Genomic DNA, 20,409 nt, shown 5'->3' with positions numbered 1-20,409 from the left:
GCTTACTTTCACCTCTGATCTTCACCGATAATCCGCACTTCAGTTTCTAAAGCAACACCAAATTTTTCTTGCACAGTGGCTTGAATTAATTTAATTAACGCCAAATAATCACTGGCAGTCGCTGTTCCCAAATTAATAATAAAGCCCGCATGTTTCTGTGAAACCTGCGCACCACCAATAATCTTCCCTTGTAAACCCGCCTTAATAATTAAAGGACCGGTAAAGTAACCCTCTGGACGTTTAAAAACACTCCCACAAGATGGATATTCTAGTGGCTGCTTAGCCCGCCTTAAAGCATTTAATTCGTCCATTTTAGCTTGAATTTTATGTGCATCGCCAGGTACTAACGTAAACGTCACAGCTGTCACAATGCCGTGATTGTCCTGCACCACACTATGGCGATAAGCAAAATTTAAATCTTGTTTTTTAATAGTTACTAATTGACCCGTAGGTAAAATTTCTTGAATCTGTGTAATTACTGTACTAACTTCACCACCATAAGCTCCGGCGTTCATAAAAGCGGCTCCGCCGACACTGCCCGGAATACCCGCGGCAAATTCTAAGCCACTTAAACCCGCTTGACTCGCAGCTTTAGTTACTTCAATTAAACTGGCTCCCGCTTGAGCGGTGATTTGCTGCTCGTGCACTGCAATTTGGTTTAATTTAGTTAAGATAATGACTAAACCTTTAATACCACCATCTTTAATAATTAAATTACTGGAATTACCTAAAGCCGTTATCGGCAATTGTTTTTCTCGCGCAAAGTCAGTCAATAATTGTAATTCCGCCAAAGTTTGGGGAAAAGCAACATAATCGCCCGGACCACCGGTTTTAGTAAATGTATAGTTACTCAGGGAATCAGCAACTTTAATTTCCACTGGTAATGCTAATAATTGTTTTTTTAATTGTAGATCATCTAAAAATTGATTTCTTACTTTGTCTTGCATGATCAATCTCCTAACTAACTGTTTTCCCTAATAACACCATTATAGTATATAATGAATTTTAAAAATAAGTTTGTAATTGTGAGGTTTTTCCATGGATTTTGTGGCGATGGATTTTGAAACGGCCAATAATCAAGCTGATAGTGCTTGTTCTTTAGCGCTCGCTTTAATTGAAAACAATCAAATTATCGATACTTTTTATACATTGATCAATCCCCAAGCACCCTTTAATCGGCGTAATATTGCGATTCATCACATTCGCCCACAAGATGTCCAAACAGCACCGACCTTTGAGCAAGTCTGGTCGCACATTAAAGTATTATTTAATCAGCAGCATTTAATCACGGCGCATAATGCTGCCTTTGATACCCGCGTTTTAAAAAACTGCTTACAAAAGTATCAAATCACTCCGCCATGTTATCACGTAATTGATACCCTCAAAACTTCTCGTAAATTTTTTCCCGATTTACCAAATCATCGTTTAAATACCGTTTGTGAAGCCTTAGGAATTGATTTAGAACATCACCATCATGCCTTAGATGATACATTAGCTTGTGCTGAGATTTTATTACAAACACAAGCACAATTTGGAGCTGACGCATTACAAGATTTAATTCAATTAAAAGATTAATAAAAAATCTCTGTCAAATATTTTTATTCAACAGAGATTTTTTAGTTAATTAATTGTCGCAAGTTTTTGTACCAGCGTTTGGTAACGCGTACCTTGTGGTTGAAATTGCAATTTTCTGGTTACTTCATCCATCCGCTCAATATTAATCCGCAAATAATTCGGTGGCAATTGTTCTTTGATGAACTGTGACCACTCTACAATTACGATCCCCGAACCATCAAAGTACTCCTGCAAACCTAAATCATCAGCCGAGGCATTTTCCAAGCGGTACATATCCATATGATACAACGGATATTTAGCTTGCGGATACTCGCGAATCAACGTAAAAGTCGGACTTTTAACTGGGCGCTTAATCCCTAGCCCTTGGGCAATTCCTTGTGTAAAAGTCGTTTTGCCAGCTCCCAGATCGCCATCTAAGAGCAATAAATCACCAGGTAATAAAAGTTGCGCTAATTGACAACCATACTGGATCGTTTCGGATGCACTATAAGTTATTTTTTCCATTATTTGATTATAATGCTTGGGCGGCCGTAATGATAGCTAATTTATATACGTCTTCAACATTGGCTCCCCGAGATAAGTCAGAAATCGGTTTATTTAAACCTTGCAAAATCGGTCCAATAGCTTCAAAGCCACCAAACCGTTGGGCAATTTTGTAACCAATGTTACCTGATTGTAGTTCTGGAAAGACAAAGACGTTTGCCTGACCAGCAACTTTAGAACCAGGAGCTTTTTGCGCAGCAACTGAAGGCACAATAGCTGCATCTAACTGCAATTCACCATCAATAGGAACATCGGGTGCTTGTGCTTGAGCCAATTTAGTTGCTTGAGCAACCTTAGTTACTTCATCACTCTTCGCTGAACCTTTAGTTGAAAAACTCAATAACGCAACTTTAGGATCAATGTCAAATAGTTTGGCAGTTTTAGCTGAAGTAACCGCAATTTCGGCTAACTCTTCTGCACTTGGATTGATGTTAATTGCACAGTCAGCAAACAAATAACGTTGTTGTTCTTTTTGAACAATAAAGGCTCCACTAGTCCGCGTTAAACCTGGTTTAACTTTGATAATTTGCAAAGCTGGGCGCACCGTATCACCAGTTGGATGAATTGCTCCAGAGACCATGCCATCTACTTGATCTAAGTAAACTAACATAGTACCAAAATAATTAGGATCGCGTAACATTTGTTGTGCTTGTTCAGCAGTATTCTTACCTTTACGCCGATCGACAAAAGCTGTGACCATTTCATCAAATTGGTCATAATCTTGCGGATTTAAAATCTTAATTCCTGAAATATCTAAGGCTAATTCGTTCGCCTTAGCTTGAACTTGAGTAGGGTCACCTAAAAAAACCGGTTCTAATAATTGATCTTGTCGTAATTGCACAGCAGCTTTTAAAATTCGTTCATCAGTAGCTTCTGGAAAAACAATCTTCTTATTTTGACCACTAATCTTTTGCTTCAACGATTCAAATAATTCCATGATTCAATCCTCCTAATTTTCTGTGACTGTTTGTGGTAATTGCCAATTAATTGGCGTTTCACCATACTTTTTTAAAGCTTCATTGGTTCTAGAAAATGGTCGCGAGCCAAAAAAACCATAATTAGCGGAAAAAGGGCTGGGATGAGTTGAACTAATAATGGTATTTTTATTAGTATCAATTAAGTTCATCTTTGATTTAGCAGCCTTTCCCCATAAAATAAAGACGACACCACCTTTTTGCGAGAGCGCTTTTATTGCCTGGTCAGTTAATTGTTCCCATCCCTTACCTTGATGGGAATAAGCCTGGCCACGGCGAACCGTCAAAACAGAATTCAACAACAAAACGCCCTGATCAGCCCATGATTTTAAATAACCATGTTGCACCGGTGGATAACCTAAATCAGCTTGCAATTCCTTATAAATATTTTGTAAAGATGGCGGTACTTTGTTTCCCGGCAAAACCGAAAAACTCAATCCGTGAGCTTGATTTGGTTCATGATAGGGATCTTGACCTAAAATAACCACTTTAGTTTGTTTAAATGAGGTCCAATCAAAAGCCTGAAAAATATTATACATATCTGGATACACAGTTTGTTCTTGATACTCATGTTTTAAAAATTGGTGTAAGCGTCGATAGTAATCTTTTTCAAACTCCGGTTCTAGAATTTGTTGCCAATCATTTTTTATTAATTGCTTCAACTTCACACCACCTATTATGGTAAAATTTGATTATTGATATAGGAGGAACTTATGACAATTAAACTAATTGCTTCAGATATGGATGGAACGTTATTAAATAGTGAATCAATTGTCTCTAAAGAAAATATTACCGCAATTCAAGCTGCAAACCAAGCAGGAATTCAATTTGTTGTCGCCACTGGTCGTGGTTTAAGTGAAGCGGCTCCGTTGGTCAGCAATTTAACGGTCAAACCGGACTTTATCACTTTAAATGGAGCCTTAGTTTATAATCAAGACCGTGAACCTGTCGTCAAAATCCCCATTGATCGTTCTAATTTAAAACAATGTTTAACGCATATTAAAACTAGTAAACTCTATTTTGAAATCATTACCGATCAAGGAATTTATTCCAATAGTCGCATTCAGCGTATTCAACATACAGCTAATTTATTGGTCAAATTAAACCCCAATCTCTTATATAAAATGGCCGTAGCACGTGCTACTTCACGGGCCGAATTGATGAACATCAATTATGTGAAAAGTTTTGACGCACTTTTGCATGATCCTCAAATCAATGTGATGAAACTGTTAGTCTTTAGTGACCGTCATCCGCAAAAATTGCAACAATTAAGAGCACAATTACAACGAAATTCCGAAATTGTCATTACTTCCTCATCACCCAATAATATTGAAATCAATAATGTTAAGGCCCAAAAAGGCCGCGCACTAACCACTTTTGCTCATAAGCTAGGTTTACAGATGAGTGAGGTCATGGCGATTGGTGACAATTTAAATGACGAATCAATGATCCAAGCGGCGGGAATTGGCGTCGCCATGGCCAATGCAATTGCACCAATTAAGAAACTAGCACAATACCAAACCAGCAGTAATAGTCAAAATGGCGTTGCGCAAGCTATTTACCATGCGATTGCTTTAAATAAACAGCAAACAGCCAATTTAAAATGATTTATTATCTCCAATTTAATGCCGCTAATTTACCAGGAGTCATTCAAGTTACTAATCAACAACAAGAGCTGTGCTACTATCTTATTCGCACAGCTCCCCGTTGGAAAATTAATTATGAATTATTAACACCGCGCCAAACTAAGTTGGGTGATATCATTCAAACTAGCACGCATCCATGGGCTAATTACCAAATTAAATTAGCCGATATTTTAATCACTAAATTAATTCATATCACTAATCATCGCCGCCAGTTAATGATTGCTCCTAGTTTACATTGGTTAGTTTCTGGTAATTTATTAACCAATAATTACTTGGTCCATGATTTTCACCATCATTTAATCATGTCTGTTGATAACATTTATTTAAAAAATGGTCATGAAGGCTACCTACTCCAAATCAGTCCCCAAGTGGATGCGCAAATTGGACTTTTATTAGCTGCCGTTTTAAACCAAACCAGCCGATTATCCAAAAATCAACGTTCAATCAAAAATTGGCCACTGCATCGGTTGCAGACTAATTTGTCACATGCTTATGATCTTGAGCGTAGAGATTAGCTATTTCAATAATTGTCTGAGCTAATTGGGCCATGGCCTCTACTGTTACAAATTCATACGGGCCATGAAAATTTTCGCCACCATTAAACAAATTGGGCGTCGGCATACCTAAATAGGTAATCTTGGAACCGTCTGTCCCACCACGAAAAGGTTTCACATGTGGCTCTATTTGTAAATTCTTTAAAGCCCCTTGTGCCAAGGTCACTGGATAACGATCTTGGTTAATAATATCTGCCATATTGTAATATTGATCCGTCAGTGTTAACTGAATCCGCGGTTGAGCAAATTGAGCATTTAATTGGGCGACAATATTTTGCAGGTCTTGTTTGCGCTGTTCAAAAGCACTTCGCGAAAAATCACGAATAATATAAACCAAATGGGCATGGGAAACGTCACCCTGAAATTGATTTAATAAATAAAAACCATCATAGCCTTGAACTAATTCTGGCCGTTCTTTTTGGGGCAATCGTTGATCAATTTGTTCAGCCAAACTAATCGCATTAACCATTTGACCATAGGCTTGTCCAGGATGAACACTAACTCCGGAAATATCAATTACGGCTTGTGCAGCATTAAATGTTTCATATTCAATATCTCCGACTAAACCATTGTCCAACGTATAGGCAAAATCAGCCGCAAAATCCGGTACATCAAAGCGATCTGCACCACGCCCAATTTCTTCATCTGGACCAAAAGCCACTTTAATCGGTCCGTGTAACAATTGAGGATTATTAACCAAATACCGCAAAGCTGCGATTAATCCCGCAATTCCGCCTTTATCATCAACTCCCAAGAGCGTCGTTCCATCGGCAGTAATCAAAGTTTGACCGATATAATTCTGCAAATTAGGAAACTGCTGTGGATCTAACTTTAACCCGTTAGCCCACTCAATTACTTGCCCTTGATAATTAGCATGAACCTGCGGTTGCACATGAGCTCCAGAATAATCAGCCGCAGTATCCAAGTGTGCAATAAAACCAATAGCGGGCATGTCCAGCGTATTTCCTGGTAATAAAGCTGTCACAAAACTATTTTGCGGATTTAATTTAATTTCGTGCAAGCCTAAGTCCTGCAGTTGCTGCATTAATAAGTGTGCTAACTGTGTTTGACCGGCAGTGGTCGGCACTTGATCTAAGGCTTGCGAAGCATCAGATTGCGTATTTATTTTTACATAAGTTAAGAAATCATCTAGTAATTGTTGTTGATTAATTGCGTACTTCATTCACTAATCCTTCTTTGAACTGAAATAAGTGGTCTTAAAGTCATAAGGAACACCAGAACCATTGTAAACTAAACCTTTAACCTTGGTATTCAACAATTGCGCTTTGACGCCTTGATATAACGGCACTGTTCCTTGTAATTTCATTAAACGCTTTTCAGCTTTGACTTGATATTGCCAACGTTGGGCTTTATTTTGAGAAAACTTGTTTTCCGACAAATCCAAATCATGATCAAACTGAGCATCATGGAATTTAGAAGTATTATAAGATGAATTACTTTCCCAAATATCCAAAAAGTTAATAGGATCCGAAAATACTGATTGCCAACTAGTAATCACTAAATCATAGTCACCTTGATGTTCCCGAGCTAAACGCTGCACCTTGGGCAAAGTCTTCAATGTGATTTTGACATGGGGTAACTTATTTAATGAGCCTTGAATAAATTCACCCGTTTGCTTGGAAGTAGTCGTATCATCAATTAGTAAACTTAAGTTCAATTGCTTGGTATTAGTTTGCTTCAATCCCTGACGCAATAAACTTTTAGCTTGTTTTAAGTTAGAGCTAGTCGAATTAGGAACTTGACTAACTTGTGCAAAATCTTTGTTTTGATAAGATCCTAATCCTTGTGGTACAAAACCTTTGGGCGCTAAAGAACCATCTTCTAAAACACCTTTAACCAATTGATGCCGATTAATTGCTAAAGAAAAAGCCCGCCGTACTTTTTGATTCTTAAAGGCTGGTACTTTGTTTTGATTCAAATTCATATCAGTCATATTAGACGATTTGCGCACTAAGAAATCTTTTTGGCCTTTTAAGTTAGGAACTTGCGTGCCTGAAAGAATTGTTTCATCCACTTTATTGGATTGATACAAATTTAACCCGGTTTGCGGATCCTTAACGACATCCTCCTTAACTTGTTGTAGACGGACATGTTTTTTATCCCAATAATGCGGATTTTTAACTAAACGCCAATTATCACTACTGCCATTCCAACCTTTTAAGATAAATGGTCCGTCCGCAACCGTTTTAGCAGAAGTGGTACCGTAATCTTTCCCCCAACGATTAACTGCTGCTTGGTTTTGAGGGAAGAACAACGGCCACGCTAACAATTTCTTAAAGTATGGTACCGGCTGAGTTAATTTCACCTGTAATTTATGCTTACTTAAAGCCTGTATTCCCAATTTATCAACTGGTAGTTTATTGGCATTAATCTGCTTCGCGTTTTGTACTTGATTTAAATAAAACGCATCACTGGAACCCGTTTTGGGATCTACCGTCCGCCGCCATGAAGTCACAAAATCTTGAGCGGTAACGGGCGTATTATCGGACCACTTGACATTTGGTCGAAGATTAAACGTATAGGTTAATCCGTCAGCTGAAACTTTGGTTTTAGTAGCCAAAGCTGGTTGCGCCTTGCCATGAGCATCCAAACGATATAAACCTTCTTGCGTATTCAACAAAACGTCAAAGCTTAAGGTGTCAGAAGCTTGCGAAATATCTGCAGTAGCCAATTCAGAACTTTCTGTCCAATTCAACGTGTTTTTGGTTTTAGCTTGCGCTATCTGTAAATTAGCCTGTGTTCCTAAAGCCAAAGTACAGAGCAAGATTCCCCAAAAACTTTTCCATTGATGAGTCATTAATTTTTCCTCCAAACTAAAAAACTGCAAGTCAATTATTGACTTGCAGGACGACAAAGACGTGGTACCACCTGGTTTTCGATCTTAAAAATAAAACCGCTTATGAATAACAATAACCTTGGTCTGTACACAACCTCGAAACGATTAGGCTATTATTCTTCATTATGTGCTAATGGCCATCACCATAATTACCTTATTCATTGAACTCGGCAATTAATCTTAATCAAAGACCATATTCAACTAGATTACCTAACATTTCACACCTGCCAATGTCTCTCTATAAGAATAATCTAATTTACTCATCTTTTAGATTAAAAAATATTAACATATAGTGAAATTATAAATCCTAAAAATTAAATGTCAAGTACCCAATTCCAAAAAAATAGAGTTTGGACCAATAAGTAGGCTTTCTCCAAAACTTTACCAAGCTGGTGTCTGCCTCTTATTGTTGTTAGAAGTTCTGGCTAGAAAAAATTCCCATCTTCCTCTCAGAGGTTATTCGTTTTTTCTAATTGACCGAAACTTTCGTCCAAACTCTATTTTAAATTGAATTCTTTAAAAATCCATTCCTCCTGATTTTTTTATTTATATCATGATATAAATATAATATACAAAAGAATAAATGATAAAAAAAAGAAACAATTTACCCTAAACGCCTTACTTTGATACATTTAGATCACATTGCTTCATTAATGGCTTGACATGTTAACAGATAGCCGACCACATCTAACCTTTTTAACACCATAGTTACTTCAATTTGAAAATCTGTTTCCAACCAGCTATTTAATTGGTGAAAAATTGCGCTAGTTATTAACTCCAATTCATCCCAATTATTTTGTAAAACTTCCAAAATAGCTAAATTATCCGTCGAATACGTATTTAAAAAATTTAAAATTTCATGATAAAACCAATTTAATAAATTTTGCTGGCACAGCACCCGATAAATTAAACGACAACTTGTTTGATGATTATTTAAATAAAATACGCAGTAACTCACCAGTTGATGCCAATCACTAAAAGTTCGCTGCTGTAATTTTGCCAAGTGCTCTTGAATCAGCGATTGGTAAATAGAAGCAGTTCCATTCGGAAAATAACGATAAAAAGTACTGCGACTAATCGACAAATTATTAGTTAAGTCACTAACGGTCAAAACATTAGTCGCTTTTGCTTTGAGCAATTCTTCCAAATGCTGGATTAAATAATGAATGGTTACTGCACGTTTCATCATTAACTCCTCGAATAAATTTATTTATATATCATCTTTTATCGTAAAACATTTTTTAAATTGCGCCGCATCTCTCGATCTTGATCACGACGTTTAATAGTTTCTCGTTTATCGTATTGTTTTTTACCTTCAGCCACACCAATTAAAACTTTAGCGAAACCGTGTTTGAGATACATTTTTAGTGGAACTACTGTAATTCCCTTTTTAGACAATTCACCACTAATTTTTTTAATTTCTTTTTTGTGTAGTAATAATTTACGATCTCGTAAGGGATCATGATTAAACTGGTTACCTTGGTCATAAGTACTGATATGAACATTAGCTAACCACAATTCTCCTCGTCGAAATTGCACAAATCCATCCCGTAAATTAACCCGACTAGCGCGCACTGACTTAATTTCGGTACCTGTTAGAGCAATCCCAGCTTCATACGTGGATAAAATATTATAATCATGACGCGCTTTTTTGTTGTTAGCAACTTCATTCGCTGCTTTTTGATGATGCTTCTTCATAACTATCAATCCCCCTAATGACGGGACTTTTGATTATTTCGTTCGTATTTGCCCGAGCGCTGTTTAGTATTTTTTTGAGAACGTCGTCCTGAATTTTTATGCCGTTGCAAGAATTTTTGATGTTCCTGTTCACGGCGTTTTTTTTCTGCATCGGCCCGTTCTTGTTCCTCTGGACTTAGCACTGGCTCAAAGTCCACTTGGCGTTGCTGAGCATCTGCACGAATCAATTTTACCTTGATACTATCACCCATTGTGTACACTTTATGGGTGCGTTTGCCAATCATGGATAAGGCTTTTTCATTATATTCATAATAATCATCTAGCATATTAGAAATATGAATCAAACCTTCTACCGTATTTTCTAAGCTAACAAACATGCCAAAACTGGTAACACCACTAATGACACCTTCAAATTCTTGTCCCACTTTATCAGCCATAAACTCAGCTTTTTTCAAATCATCAACTGCTCGTTCTACATCAATCGATTTTCGCTCACAAGCTGAAGTGTGAACACCAACCTCTGGTAATTGTTCTGCCCATTGGTTTTGAATATCTTCGCTGGTACCCTCGTCAGCATAACTATGAATCATCCGGTGTACCATTAGATCAGGATAACGTCTAATTGGGGACGTAAAATGCGTATAATAAGTGGCCGCTAAGCCAAAGTGGCCTAATGGATCCGGAGAATACTTAGCTTGTTGTAAACTCCGTAATAACATCGTGGTAATTACTGCTTCTTGGGGTTTACCAGCTACTTTTTCTAAAACGGTTTGAAACATCTTGGGAGTAACATGCTTAGCATCACCCGGAACTGATAAACCAAACGAACTAGCAATTTCAAAGAAATTCTTTACCTTTTCCGGATCCGGTTGTTCATGCACCCGATACAAAAACGGAACGTGTAACTTATTAAAATGTTCTGCAACTGTTTCGTTGGCTGCCAGCATAAAGGATTCAATCATTTTTTCCGCTGTACCACGTTCCAGTAGTTTAATATCTGTAGGATGTCCCTGATCATCAACGATGATTTTGGCTTCTGTTTCTTCAAAATCAATTGCCCCACGCTGATGTCGCATAGCAAATAAAATCTCATGTAATTGCGCCATTTCTTCCAGCATTGGTACCAAATCGGCATATTGGGCGCGGATTTGAGCATCCCCATTTAAAATTTTATTCACATTATTGTACGTCAAACGCGCATGTGAGCGAATAACACTAGGATAAATTTTATGATTGATAATTTCTCCCTGCGGATTAATCTCCATGTCACAGGTCAAAACACAACGATCTTCACCCGGATTTAAAGAGCAAATACCATTCGACAAACGAAATGGCAGCATTGGAATAACCCGATCGACGAGATACGTACTTGTCCCACGTTCGTAAGCTTCTTGATCTAAAGGACTGCCGGGCTTAACATAATGGGTTACATCAGCAATGTGTACTCCTAAATGAAAATTGCCATTTTCCAATTTCCATAAAGTGACGGCATCGTCAAAGTCTTTCGAATCATCGCCATCAATCGTTACAGTTACTTGCTCAGTATTATCTACTCGACCTTGCCAATCCGCTTCGGTTAGGTGATCTGGAACTTGTTGAGCAGCTGCCAAAACTGCTTCTGGAAATTCATCTTTCACATCATTTTGATAAACAATGGACAATTCATCGACACCGGGAGCATTTTTATTACCCAAAGTTTTCAGTGCAATGCCTGCCATACTGCGTGGAAAGTCGGCACTTGGATAATTAGTAATCTCTACTTGTACCATGTCGCCCATTTGGGGCGTGATTCCCGTTTGTTTGATGAAAACCGGATTATTGGCCATCTTTTTTTCATGACTCTTGACATAACCGACTAACCCGGTCTTTTTAACTTGCACATCGCTATAAGGCATAAATTCACCAACGATTTGTTTCAGGCCGTGATCTAAAATCTGAGTAATCTTGCCTTCAGCTCCATTATCTCCCCAAGGATTAGCAGGTTTTAAAATCTGGACTTCAACTTCGTCATCATTGATCGCATTCAAGGTATTGGTTCGCGCAATAAAGATATCTGGTTCTTCATCGTCATACCGAACAAAACCAAAGCCGCGGTCATTAGCCCGAAAAGTCCCACTAACTTTTTGATCAATGGGTGTCATCTTAAATTGGTTACGATCATGAGCAGTGATCTTATCTTCACCCTCTAACACAGCTAACGCTTTTAAAACGTGATTATAAGATTCAGAACCGTGTAATCTCAATAAATCTACTATATCTTGAGCAGTATATTTACGATCCGGATAATTGCGAAACACTTCTAAAACATCTGAAATTAATTTATTTTTTTCTAAAGCCATTCAATTTTTACTCCTAATTTACCAATAAAAAGTTTTCTAAATCTTGTTCTAACTGGGGCCGTGCTTGATTAACTGTAATGACATGGCCGGCGTTTTGATAAAAGTGTGTCACTACTTGTTTTGGTGGCAAAACAGCTGCTAAACGTTTGGCTGACTGAATATCAACCATTTGGTCCTTTTGACCATGACCAATAAATAAAGGCTGCTTAATTTTGTCTAATTGTTGGCGGACTGTCAAAGCAGTTTGCTTAATTCCTGCCAACGCCTGCGGTAGTAATTGTTCCACTTGGCGTTTGCGCATGGCTCTTTGGCCAACGCTTAATTCTTGTTGTTGTTCTAAATAGGTTTCATATTGATAAAATCCAGCTGAGACATTAGTTAAATCATTATTAAAAATCGGACAACCTAACACCGCACCACTTTTTAAATCTGGCATCGTTGCTAACGCCTTCAGGGCAAACAAACTCCCCAATGATAACCCAACAATACTAATAGGACCTCGCTTTGTTTGACGGACAAAATCAATGGCAGCTTTAGTATCCGCCCACCAAGCTGTTGGATTACCTTGTTGTAAAATATCGACCGCATTTAAAGTTCCATGACCTGTAAATAGCGGTAAGTAAGAACTGATATTTTGTTTGGCTAAAACCCGAGTCAATGACAAAAAATCATTGGGACTACCTGTATATGAATGTAAAAAAATAACCGTTCGTTCACCTTGATCAATAAACAACGTTTTGGGAGGAACTCGCTTCATCTTTACACCTCGCAAACTCAATAAAAAAATCCCACTGTAAAAACAGGAGGATTTAAGTTTATTTTGATGACATAAAAGCCAATGCAAGCGCACAAACAAAGAAAATAATTGCTAAGATTGTCGTAACTTTTTCCATAAATGCTTCAAAGCCACGTTTCTTCTGCGTGTTAAACAAATCACCTGCTCCGCCAGATAAAGCATTCAACGCGTCTTGCTGTTTTTGTGGTTGCATCATAACGGCAATAACAATCAAAATAGAATCAATAACTAAAATATTTGTTAGTAAACTGTACACGTTTATAACCTCCGTTATGGCACTACTGATAGCATAACATAAAGATTTAGCATTTACTAGTTGCAACCTAACTAGCCTAATTCATTCGTCAATTATTTTTAAATAATTACCAAATAAAAAAGCAAATACCTATCCAATGATTAATTGGAAACAAGCATTTGCTTTGGCATAATCAACTTTTAGTCAATTTCTTCCAGATTCTCAAAAAATCTTTTTCATTACTGTCCCTTACATAATTGATTGGTTGTTATCCGTCAAATTATCAGTAATTAATATGGTTGATTTTTAAGCTAATTTGCTTTTAATAATTGCACACTTGCTGCAATATCTTGACTTTGAGCAATCATTGAAATAACAGAGCTACCTGCCACTCCAGTTTGAGCTACTTCCCGTACATTATCTGCCGCAATGCCGCCAATGGCGACAATCGGTCGTTGCGCCAGTTGATTCAATTGAATTAAGCCTTTTATTCCGATCACGGGTGAAGCATCAGCCTTAGAGTTTGTAGCAAATACTGGACCACAGCCGTAGTAATCAATTCCCTGAATTTGATTAGCCAATGTTATTTCTTGTTCATTCGAACAAGATAGTCCCACAATCATCTGACCACCAACTTCTTTGATAACCTGTTGAATTCTTTCATCACTTTGACCGACATGAATACCGTCAGCTTGAACTTCTTGTGCCAATTCAACATCATCGTCAACGATGAAAGGGACTTGATATTGACTACATAGTTGACGCAATTGTTGAGCCATTAACAAACGTTGTTGCTTATCACTAATAGCTTGCGGACCTTTATCGCGAAATTGATATGCAGTAATGCCAGATTTTAAAGCTTGTTCGACTACTTCAGGTAAAGTTTTAGTAGGCAAAAGATCTTGCGTTCCACAAATAAAATATGCTTTTAAAATACTTGCTTGAAAATTAGTCATTTTGTTTTTCCTCCTGATACGCCCAGTGATTCAGCGGACCATGTCCATGACCGACTTGAATAGTATTCTTAATTGCAGTTTGCGTAAAGTCTTTAGCAATTTTTGCTGCTTGTTTGAGCGGTCTTTGTTTTGCTAACTCGGCACATAAACATGATGATAAAGTATCACCGGTTCCGTGAGTTCGCTTGGTTGCAATACGGGGGGCACTTAACCACAAATCCGTTCCATCTTGAAATAACCAATAATCCCGCACTGCATCGCCTTGAGCATGACCACCTTTAATCAGCACATTTTTGGTGCCCATAGCCTGAATTTCTAAAGCGGCCTGTTGAAAATCAGCTGAAGTTTTGATTTCATGTCCGACTAGCCGTTGCGCTTCCAGTAAATTAGGTGTAGCTACTGTTGCTAACGGTAATAACTGTTGCTTAACAACCTCAATCGCATCATCAGTCAACAAGGCAGCTCCACCTTTAGCAATCATGACCGGATCAACAATCAACGGTCCAAAATCATATTTTTTTAAATTATTCACAACATATTCTACATGGTTAGCGTCACCTAACATCCCTGTTTTACAAGCACGAATTTGAAAATCCGCGGCCAACGAAGCAAACTGGGCGTTGACCATTTCTTCAGGTAACATAAACGATTGTTGTACGCCTAAAGTATTTTGAGCTGTGACAGCCACTACGACACCTGTGGCAAAAACATGGCATGCTTGCATCGTTTTAAAATCAGCCATCATCCCAGCACCACCACCAGAATCTGTTCCAGCAATCGTTAATGTTTGTGGAAAAGAATTAATTTTTTCAATCATATTATAATTCCTCATATTGAGCGATTGAATTAATTTGATCAGTTGTCGCCCAAGCTAATTGATCTAATAAATTTACAGTAAAGCTACCGGGACCAACTTTTTGATTACCGACTGCTAATTCACCAATTGCTGCAAAAACTAATGCCGCCGTTTGTGCTGCTTCAAAATAATTATCTGAACTAATTGCACAAAAAGCGCCAACGATACTAGTCAACATATCTCCCGAGCCAACATGGGCCGCAAATAGTGGCGTACCATTGTGTACAGCCACTACCTGCTGACCATCGGTAATATAGTCCGTTGCACCACTCATCAAAACAACACAATGAAACTTTTGTGCAGCAGTTTTGGCAATTTCAATCACATCGCCAGTTCCAGCACCTGCATCAATCCCTTTAGCTTGCCAATCAAAATCTGCCAAGGCTGCAATCTCCCCAGCATTACCTCGAATAACCGATACCTGAAAATCTTGTAACAACTTTAGCGCGACTTGCTTACGATAATTAATAGCTCCGACTGCCACTGGATCCAAAACAACGGGCTTTTGAGCAGCGTTAGCCGCTTGGCCCATCGTCTTTAAGTGTTCAATTTGTTCTTGAGTAAAAGCACCTAAATTCAAAGAAACAGCATTGCTGATTCCCACCATTTCTTTGGTTTCTGCAATTTCCTCTGACATAATTGGTGATGCTCCCAATGCATTCAAACCATTGGCCACATCTTGAACAGTCACGAAATTAGAAATGTTCAATACAACCGGATTCTGTTTACGTAAATCATCTAACAATGATAACTTCATCTAAAATTCCTCCTAATATGCACAGAACTTCTAAATTAATTGCTCTCGTAAAAATGCAATTAAAAAAAGACGCCTCAATTGAGACGCCTATTAATCAATAGTCTTAATTTTAATAGCACATCCCTACGCAAGTTCTAACTTACAGGTTCAAAGAGTTCAGATTAAAGATCTGTCTCAGCCAAGTTGGCACCCCTTGCTTATATTTTTTAACGCTTTCATTATAATCAAAATAATAATTTTTCGCAAGATAAAATTGTATTAAAGATCTTTTACTTGCTATGTTATAATCCAAATAAAGGGTATCTAAAATCTCAGAGTAAATTTGAGGTTTTTGTACCCTTAAAGATTTAGCAATAGAAAAACTAAGTCAATGTTCAAAGAAGTGTTTGGCGGGTTTTTGTACCCTTAAAGATTTAGCAATAGAAAAACCGAAGAGGAAGATGAGAATGGCTTTATTTCGTTTTTGTACCCTTAAAGATTTAGCAATAGAAAAACATGAATGCATCTAATCACCTCTAATCTGGTGTTTTTGTACCCTTAAAGATTTAGCAATAGAAAAACTGATTACGAGCAGCAGCTTAAGACTCAAAAGTTTTTGTACCCTTAAAGATTTAGTAATAGAAAAACAGATAATATCTACTGTTTTAAGGGTACTGAGTTTTTGTACCCTTAAAGATTTAGCAATAGAAAAACGCTGGAGTACGTTAACACCGACCCACAGTCGTTTTTGTACCCTTAAAGATTTAGCAATAGAAAAACTGATTTTAGTTTGTGGAAAAATGTCGCTGTGTTTTTGTACCCTTAAAGATTTAGCAATAGAAAAACACATTTGCTCAAAGACTTGTTCAGTATTAGGTTTTTGTACCCTTAAAGATTTAGCAATAGAAAAACTATGCTTGCGGATCCAATCACCAATGCCGCGTTTTTGTACCCTTAAAGATTTAGCAATAGAAAAACCACCACTCATAACGGTGGTAATGGTCAATGGTTTTTGTACCCTTAAAGATTTAGCAATAGAAAAACAATGAAGTATTCATATTGTGCCCTGCCAACGTTTTTGTACCCTTAAAGATTTAGCAATAGAAAAATTGTATGATTATGTAGCTTAATTTTCGACGGTAAGTTGAAAATTAAGTTTTTTTATACAAAAAAACAGTGCCGGTACATGAACGCACCAACACTGCTTTTATTTTTTACTGATTATTTGTTGATGCTGTAGAAACTCTTAGCACCTTTATATTCAGCAGCGGAACCTAATTGTTCTTCAATCCGCATTAATTGATTGTATTTAGCAATCCGATCTGTCCGGCTCATAGAACCAGTCTTGATTTGACCCGCATTTGTAGCAACAACTAAGTCAGCAATCGTGGTATCTTCAGTTTCACCAGAACGGTGAGAAACAATCGCTGTGTAGCCAGCTTCTTTAGCCATTTCGATTGCTTCAAAGGTTTCGGTCAAAGTACCAATTTGGTTAACCTTGATTAAGATAGAGTTAGCAACACCCATATCAATACCCTTCTTCAAGTAATCGGTATTGGTTACAAATAAGTCATCACCAACGATTTGGACTTTGTCGCCCAACTTCTTGGTCAACATTTGCCAATCTTCCCAGTTGTTTTCATCCAAAGGATCTTCAATGGAAACGATTGGGTACTTGTCAACTAAGTCTGATAACAAGTCAGCAATTTCTTCAGCCGTATAAGACTTGCCGTCACCCTTCATATCATACTTACCAGTTTCGGTATTGTAGTATTCAGATGAAGCACAGTCAAAAGCAATGGCAATATCTTCACCAGGCTTGTAACCAGCACGTTCAATAGCTTCAACTAAAACTTGGAATGGTTCCTCATTGTTCTTCATGTTGTTTGGTGCAAAGCCACCTTCATCACCAACAGCTGTAGAGTCGCCACGTTCCTTTAAAATAGAAGCTAAGTTATGGAAAGTTTCAGAACCCATCCGAATAGCTTCATGGATGCTCTTAGCACCAACAGGCATAATCATGAATTCTTGGAAGTCAACATTGTTGTTAGCATGCTTACCACCATTAATAACATTCATCATTGGTGTTGGTAAAACATGGCTGTTTGGTCCACCTAAATATTCGTACAAAGGTAAACCTAATTCATCAGCAGCAGCATGAGCAGCAGCTAAAGAAACACCTAAAATAGCATTGGCACCTAACTTACCCTTGTTTGGAGTACCATCTAATTCAATCATTTTTTGATCAATAGCGCGTTGATCAGTAACGTCCATACCAATAACTTCTTTGGCAATTACGTCGTTAACATTTTTAACAGCTTTCAAAACGCCCTTGCCCATAAAACGGGACTTGTCGCCATCACGTAATTCAACAGCTTCGTGTTCACCGGTAGAAGCACCAGAAGGAACACTAGCGCGACCAAAGCCACCTAATTCAGTATACATTTCAACTTCAACAGTTGGGTTGCCACGTGAATCTAAAATTTCACGAGCTAAAACATCAGTAATAACAGACATTTAATATTCTCCTTTTGTTAAATGATCAACACACTTAATTTTAACATTTAAACTAAATTAATTAAACTGCTTAATCTTGATAATTAACTAATTGTAAATAAGATTCTGGATCTAAGCTGGCGCCACCAACTAAACCACCATCAATATCAGGTTTAGCCATTAATTCTTTCACGTTAGCAGGCTTTACTGAACCACCATATTGAATCCGGACGTTTTCAGCTGTTGTTTCATCATATAAATCAGCAACAGTTTGGCGAATAACGTGACAAATTTCTTGAGCTTGCTCAGAAGTAGCCGTCTTACCCGTGCCAATCGCCCAGATAGGTTCATAAGCAATCACTAATTGGGATACTTGTTGTGCTGATAAATCTTTCAACGCAGCTGTAACCTGGTTTTTAACCCATTCTTCTGCTTGACCAGCTTCACGAGTTTCTAAAGTTTCACCACAGCAAATGATTGGTAACATCTTGTTAGCAAAGATTGCGTGTGCTTTCTTATTAATTTCTGCATCAGTTTCATGGAAATAATCCCGGCGTTCAGAATGACCAATAATAACATAATCAATGCCCATTTCAGCCAAAACTTGAGGACTAGTTTCACCGGTGAAAGCACCGGAATTTTCAAAGTAACAATTTTCAGCAGCAGTCTTTAAATTACTACCTTTAGCAGCTGCTAATAAAGCTGGTAAATCAACAGCAGGAGCAGCAATGACTGATTCAACTTTACTAGAATCAGGTAATTGATCCTTAACTGCATTAACAAACTTCGTGGTATCTGCTGGAGCATTATTCATTTTCCAGTTACCCGCGATAATTGGTGTCCGCATAACTAAATTCTCCCTTAATTTTAAATTATTTATCAGAAATAGCAGCAATACCTGGTAATTCTTTACCTTCCAAGTATTCCAAGGAAGCACCACCACCAGTAGAAATATGGCTTAACTTATCAGCAATTCCTAATTGTTGGGCAGCAGCAGTTGAATCGCCCCCACCAACGATTGTTGTAGCATCTTGCAAGTCGCCTAAAGCTCGACCAATTTGCAAAGTACCATTAGCAAAGTTACTCATTTCAAAAGCACCCATTGGTCCATTCCAAACCACTGTTTTAGCACCTTTTAAAGTATCTTCAAATAACTTAATAGTCTTCGGACCAATATCCAAAGCCATCATGTCATCAGGAATATCGACACCTTCAGTAACTTCATGCGGTGCCTCATTAGAAAATTCAGTAGCCACAACATGGTCAACTGGCAAGACAATCTTATCGCCAGCTTTAGCTAATAATTCTTTAGCCATTGGTACACGGTCTTCTTCAAATAATGACTTACCAATTTTATGACCTTGAGCAGCTAAGAAGGTATAAGCCATACCACCGCCAATAATAATATGGTCGGATTTTGGAATTAAGTTTTCGATCACAGCAATTTTATCAGAAACCTTAGCACCACCCAAAATTGTCACAAATGGATGAACTGGATTTTCTACGGCATTACCTAAGAACTTAATTTCCTTTTCCATCAAGAAACCAGCAGCAACCGGTTTGTTGGCTGCTTTCATAGCAGTAGCAATCCCGACGTTAGAAGCATGCGAACGGTGAGCTGTACCAAAAGCGTCGTTAACAAATACATCGCCCAAAGAAGCCCAATATTCACCTAACTTAGGATCATTCTTGCTTTCACGCTTGCCAAAATCATTATCAATGTCTTGGAAACGTGTGTTTTCTAACAAGATTACATCGCCATCTTGCATTGCAGCAATAGCATCTTCAACAGCTTGACCTTCGTTTTCAGGAACAAACTTGACATCTTTCTTTAATAATTCGCTTAAACGTTCGGCAACTGGACGTAAGCTTAATTCTTTTTTATCAGCGTCACTCTTAATACGACCTAAGTGAGACAATAGAATCAACTTACCACCATTATCTAAGATATACTTGATTGTTGGCAAAGCTGCGACAATCCGGTTATCATTAGTAATTTTACCGTCTTTTAACGGAACATTAAAATCTGCCCGCATTAAGACCTTTTTGTCTTTGACGTCAACATCAGAAACAATTAATTTTGCCATAATTGGCCTCCTAATTTACTTAGAAAAATGCTCTCTTCAAAAATTCAAACTATTAAGAATT

20 protein-coding genes, 1 CRISPR repeat array and 1 riboswitch are annotated in these 20,409 nt (G+C 37.7%); of the genes, 3 read left to right on the top strand and 17 right to left on the bottom strand.

What is annotated here, in order from left to right; genetic code table 11:
- Positions 1 to 8: 8 nt before the first annotated feature.
- Entirely contained in the window at positions 9 to 947 is a 939-nt protein-coding gene (gene murB, locus AC3B6D_RS06700; RefSeq protein ID WP_489775238.1) for a UDP-N-acetylmuramate dehydrogenase, read from the bottom strand.
- 91 nt (positions 948 to 1,038) lie between these two features.
- On the opposite strand from murB, the gene AC3B6D_RS06695 reads away from it, so the two are divergent.
- A complete protein-coding gene (locus AC3B6D_RS06695; protein ID WP_489758305.1) occupies positions 1,039 to 1,575 on the top strand; it encodes a 3'-5' exonuclease in 537 nt (178 codons plus the stop codon).
- A gap of 45 nt (positions 1,576 to 1,620) precedes the next feature.
- Here the strand turns inward: AC3B6D_RS06695 and tsaE are convergent, their stop codons facing one another.
- Genes tsaE through AC3B6D_RS06680 form a run of 3 tightly spaced genes read right to left on the bottom strand, consistent with a single transcriptional unit; the run spans position 1,621 to position 3,754 of the window.
- A complete protein-coding gene (tsaE, locus tag AC3B6D_RS06690) occupies positions 1,621 to 2,079 on the bottom strand; it encodes a tRNA (adenosine(37)-N6)-threonylcarbamoyltransferase complex ATPase subunit type 1 TsaE (RefSeq protein ID WP_489758304.1) in 459 nt (152 codons plus the stop codon).
- A 7-nt stretch (positions 2,080 to 2,086) separates the two neighbouring features.
- Positions 2,087 to 3,055, bottom strand: coding sequence for a phosphate acetyltransferase (pta, locus tag AC3B6D_RS06685; RefSeq protein ID WP_489769642.1), 969 nt, complete (start codon positions 3,053 to 3,055; stop codon positions 2,087 to 2,089).
- Positions 3,056 to 3,067: 12 nt separating this feature from the next.
- Positions 3,068 to 3,754 (bottom strand): uracil-DNA glycosylase, encoded by a 687-nt coding sequence (locus tag AC3B6D_RS06680; RefSeq protein ID WP_489775237.1) that lies wholly within the window; start codon positions 3,752 to 3,754, stop codon positions 3,068 to 3,070.
- A gap of 51 nt (positions 3,755 to 3,805) precedes the next feature.
- On the opposite strand from AC3B6D_RS06680, the gene AC3B6D_RS06675 reads away from it, so the two are divergent.
- Both AC3B6D_RS06675 and AC3B6D_RS06670 read left to right on the top strand, forming a co-directional pair.
- The gene (locus tag AC3B6D_RS06675; RefSeq protein ID WP_489775236.1) at positions 3,806 to 4,699 is read left to right on the top strand and encodes a Cof-type HAD-IIB family hydrolase; all 894 of its coding nucleotides are present in this window, start codon (positions 3,806 to 3,808) and stop codon (positions 4,697 to 4,699) included.
- Positions 4,696 to 5,253 carry a hypothetical protein gene (locus AC3B6D_RS06670; RefSeq protein WP_489758300.1) on the top strand — a complete coding sequence of 186 codons (558 nt, stop codon included), beginning with the start codon at positions 4,696 to 4,698 and terminating at the stop codon, positions 5,251 to 5,253. Before AC3B6D_RS06675 ends, AC3B6D_RS06670 begins: the two co-directional genes overlap by 4 nt.
- Here AC3B6D_RS06670 and pepT read toward each other — a convergent pair.
- From pepT to AC3B6D_RS06605, 13 genes are all read right to left on the bottom strand, one after another.
- Entirely contained in the window at positions 5,213 to 6,475 is a 1,263-nt protein-coding gene (gene pepT, locus AC3B6D_RS06665; protein ID WP_489775235.1) for a peptidase T, read from the bottom strand. The genes AC3B6D_RS06670 and pepT overlap by 41 nt on opposite strands.
- A gap of 3 nt (positions 6,476 to 6,478) precedes the next feature.
- Positions 6,479 to 8,110 carry a peptide ABC transporter substrate-binding protein gene (locus AC3B6D_RS06660; protein ID WP_489775234.1) on the bottom strand — a complete coding sequence of 544 codons (1,632 nt, stop codon included), beginning with the start codon at positions 8,108 to 8,110 and terminating at the stop codon, positions 6,479 to 6,481.
- A 676-nt stretch (positions 8,111 to 8,786) separates the two neighbouring features.
- Positions 8,787 to 9,335, bottom strand: coding sequence for a TetR/AcrR family transcriptional regulator (locus AC3B6D_RS06655; protein WP_489758297.1), 549 nt, complete (start codon positions 9,333 to 9,335; stop codon positions 8,787 to 8,789).
- Positions 9,336 to 9,373: 38 nt separating this feature from the next.
- Positions 9,374 to 9,847 carry an SsrA-binding protein SmpB gene (gene smpB, locus AC3B6D_RS06650; protein ID WP_489758296.1) on the bottom strand — a complete coding sequence of 158 codons (474 nt, stop codon included), beginning with the start codon at positions 9,845 to 9,847 and terminating at the stop codon, positions 9,374 to 9,376.
- Between the two features lie 14 nt (positions 9,848 to 9,861).
- Positions 9,862 to 12,186 (bottom strand): ribonuclease R, encoded by a 2,325-nt coding sequence (gene rnr / locus AC3B6D_RS06645; protein WP_489758295.1) that lies wholly within the window; start codon positions 12,184 to 12,186, stop codon positions 9,862 to 9,864.
- Between the two features lie 13 nt (positions 12,187 to 12,199).
- Entirely contained in the window at positions 12,200 to 12,943 is a 744-nt protein-coding gene (locus AC3B6D_RS06640) for an alpha/beta hydrolase (protein WP_489775233.1), read from the bottom strand.
- Positions 12,944 to 13,001: 58 nt separating this feature from the next.
- Positions 13,002 to 13,238, bottom strand: coding sequence for a preprotein translocase subunit SecG (gene secG, locus AC3B6D_RS06635; protein ID WP_489758293.1), 237 nt, complete (start codon positions 13,236 to 13,238; stop codon positions 13,002 to 13,004).
- A 290-nt stretch (positions 13,239 to 13,528) separates the two neighbouring features.
- Entirely contained in the window at positions 13,529 to 14,173 is a 645-nt protein-coding gene (gene thiE, locus AC3B6D_RS06630) for a thiamine phosphate synthase (RefSeq protein ID WP_489758292.1), read from the bottom strand.
- Positions 14,166 to 14,990 carry a bifunctional hydroxymethylpyrimidine kinase/phosphomethylpyrimidine kinase gene (gene thiD / locus AC3B6D_RS06625; protein ID WP_489758291.1) on the bottom strand — a complete coding sequence of 275 codons (825 nt, stop codon included), beginning with the start codon at positions 14,988 to 14,990 and terminating at the stop codon, positions 14,166 to 14,168. Before thiD ends, thiE begins: the two co-directional genes overlap by 8 nt.
- 1 nt (position 14,991) lies before the next feature.
- Complete coding sequence (thiM, locus tag AC3B6D_RS06620; RefSeq protein WP_489769636.1) at positions 14,992 to 15,786, bottom strand: hydroxyethylthiazole kinase; 795 nt, start codon at positions 15,784 to 15,786, stop codon at positions 14,992 to 14,994.
- A gap of 103 nt (positions 15,787 to 15,889) precedes the next feature.
- A riboswitch (TPP riboswitch) is annotated at positions 15,890 to 15,990 on the bottom strand.
- Between the two features lie 123 nt (positions 15,991 to 16,113).
- Positions 16,114 to 16,875: direct repeats of the CRISPR family, unit length 36 nt; unit sequence GTTTTTGTACCCTTAAAGATTTAGCAATAGAAAAAC.
- 111 nt (positions 16,876 to 16,986) lie between these two features.
- Positions 16,987 to 18,282, bottom strand: a complete 1,296-nt coding sequence (eno, locus tag AC3B6D_RS06615) for a phosphopyruvate hydratase (RefSeq protein ID WP_489769635.1) — start codon at positions 18,280 to 18,282, stop codon at positions 16,987 to 16,989.
- A 70-nt stretch (positions 18,283 to 18,352) separates the two neighbouring features.
- Positions 18,353 to 19,108, bottom strand: coding sequence for a triose-phosphate isomerase (tpiA, locus tag AC3B6D_RS06610; protein ID WP_489775232.1), 756 nt, complete (start codon positions 19,106 to 19,108; stop codon positions 18,353 to 18,355).
- 25 nt (positions 19,109 to 19,133) lie between these two features.
- Positions 19,134 to 20,348, bottom strand: a complete 1,215-nt coding sequence (locus AC3B6D_RS06605) for a phosphoglycerate kinase (protein ID WP_489769634.1) — start codon at positions 20,346 to 20,348, stop codon at positions 19,134 to 19,136.
- Between the last annotated feature and the right edge of the window lie 61 nt (positions 20,349 to 20,409).

The sequence above is a fragment of the Bombilactobacillus sp. ESL1097 genome, assembly GCF_058107205.1.
This window is presented reverse-complemented; position numbering and strand designations above follow the sequence as displayed.

Excerpts from the sequence above, each read along its gene's own strand:
- tsaE (WP_489758304.1), bottom strand. The coding sequence starts at position 2,079 with ATGGAAAAAATAACTTATAGTGCATCCGAAACGATCCAGTATGGTTGT.
- AC3B6D_RS06605 (WP_489769634.1), bottom strand. The coding sequence starts at position 20,348 with ATGGCAAAATTAATTGTTTCTGATGTTGACGTCAAAGACAAAAAGGTC.
- AC3B6D_RS06660 (WP_489775234.1), bottom strand. The coding sequence starts at position 8,110 with ATGACTCATCAATGGAAAAGTTTTTGGGGAATCTTGCTCTGTACTTTG.
- AC3B6D_RS06640 (WP_489775233.1), bottom strand. The coding sequence starts at position 12,943 with ATGAAGCGAGTTCCTCCCAAAACGTTGTTTATTGATCAAGGTGAACGA.
- rnr (WP_489758295.1), bottom strand. The coding sequence starts at position 12,186 with ATGGCTTTAGAAAAAAATAAATTAATTTCAGATGTTTTAGAAGTGTTT.
- eno (WP_489769635.1), bottom strand. The coding sequence starts at position 18,282 with ATGTCTGTTATTACTGATGTTTTAGCTCGTGAAATTTTAGATTCACGT.
- smpB (WP_489758296.1), bottom strand. The coding sequence starts at position 9,847 with ATGAAGAAGCATCATCAAAAAGCAGCGAATGAAGTTGCTAACAACAAA.
- murB (WP_489775238.1), bottom strand. The coding sequence starts at position 947 with ATGCAAGACAAAGTAAGAAATCAATTTTTAGATGATCTACAATTAAAA.
- thiM (WP_489769636.1), bottom strand. The coding sequence starts at position 15,786 with ATGAAGTTATCATTGTTAGATGATTTACGTAAACAGAATCCGGTTGTA.
- pepT (WP_489775235.1), bottom strand. The coding sequence starts at position 6,475 with ATGAAGTACGCAATTAATCAACAACAATTACTAGATGATTTCTTAACT.
- AC3B6D_RS06670 (WP_489758300.1), top strand. The coding sequence starts at position 4,696 with ATGATTTATTATCTCCAATTTAATGCCGCTAATTTACCAGGAGTCATT.
- tpiA (WP_489775232.1), bottom strand. The coding sequence starts at position 19,108 with ATGCGGACACCAATTATCGCGGGTAACTGGAAAATGAATAATGCTCCA.
- thiE (WP_489758292.1), bottom strand. The coding sequence starts at position 14,173 with ATGACTAATTTTCAAGCAAGTATTTTAAAAGCATATTTTATTTGTGGA.
- pta (WP_489769642.1), bottom strand. The coding sequence starts at position 3,055 with ATGGAATTATTTGAATCGTTGAAGCAAAAGATTAGTGGTCAAAATAAG.
- AC3B6D_RS06675 (WP_489775236.1), top strand. The coding sequence starts at position 3,806 with ATGACAATTAAACTAATTGCTTCAGATATGGATGGAACGTTATTAAAT.
- AC3B6D_RS06655 (WP_489758297.1), bottom strand. The coding sequence starts at position 9,335 with ATGAAACGTGCAGTAACCATTCATTATTTAATCCAGCATTTGGAAGAA.
- AC3B6D_RS06695 (WP_489758305.1), top strand. The coding sequence starts at position 1,039 with ATGGATTTTGTGGCGATGGATTTTGAAACGGCCAATAATCAAGCTGAT.
- thiD (WP_489758291.1), bottom strand. The coding sequence starts at position 14,990 with ATGATTGAAAAAATTAATTCTTTTCCACAAACATTAACGATTGCTGGA.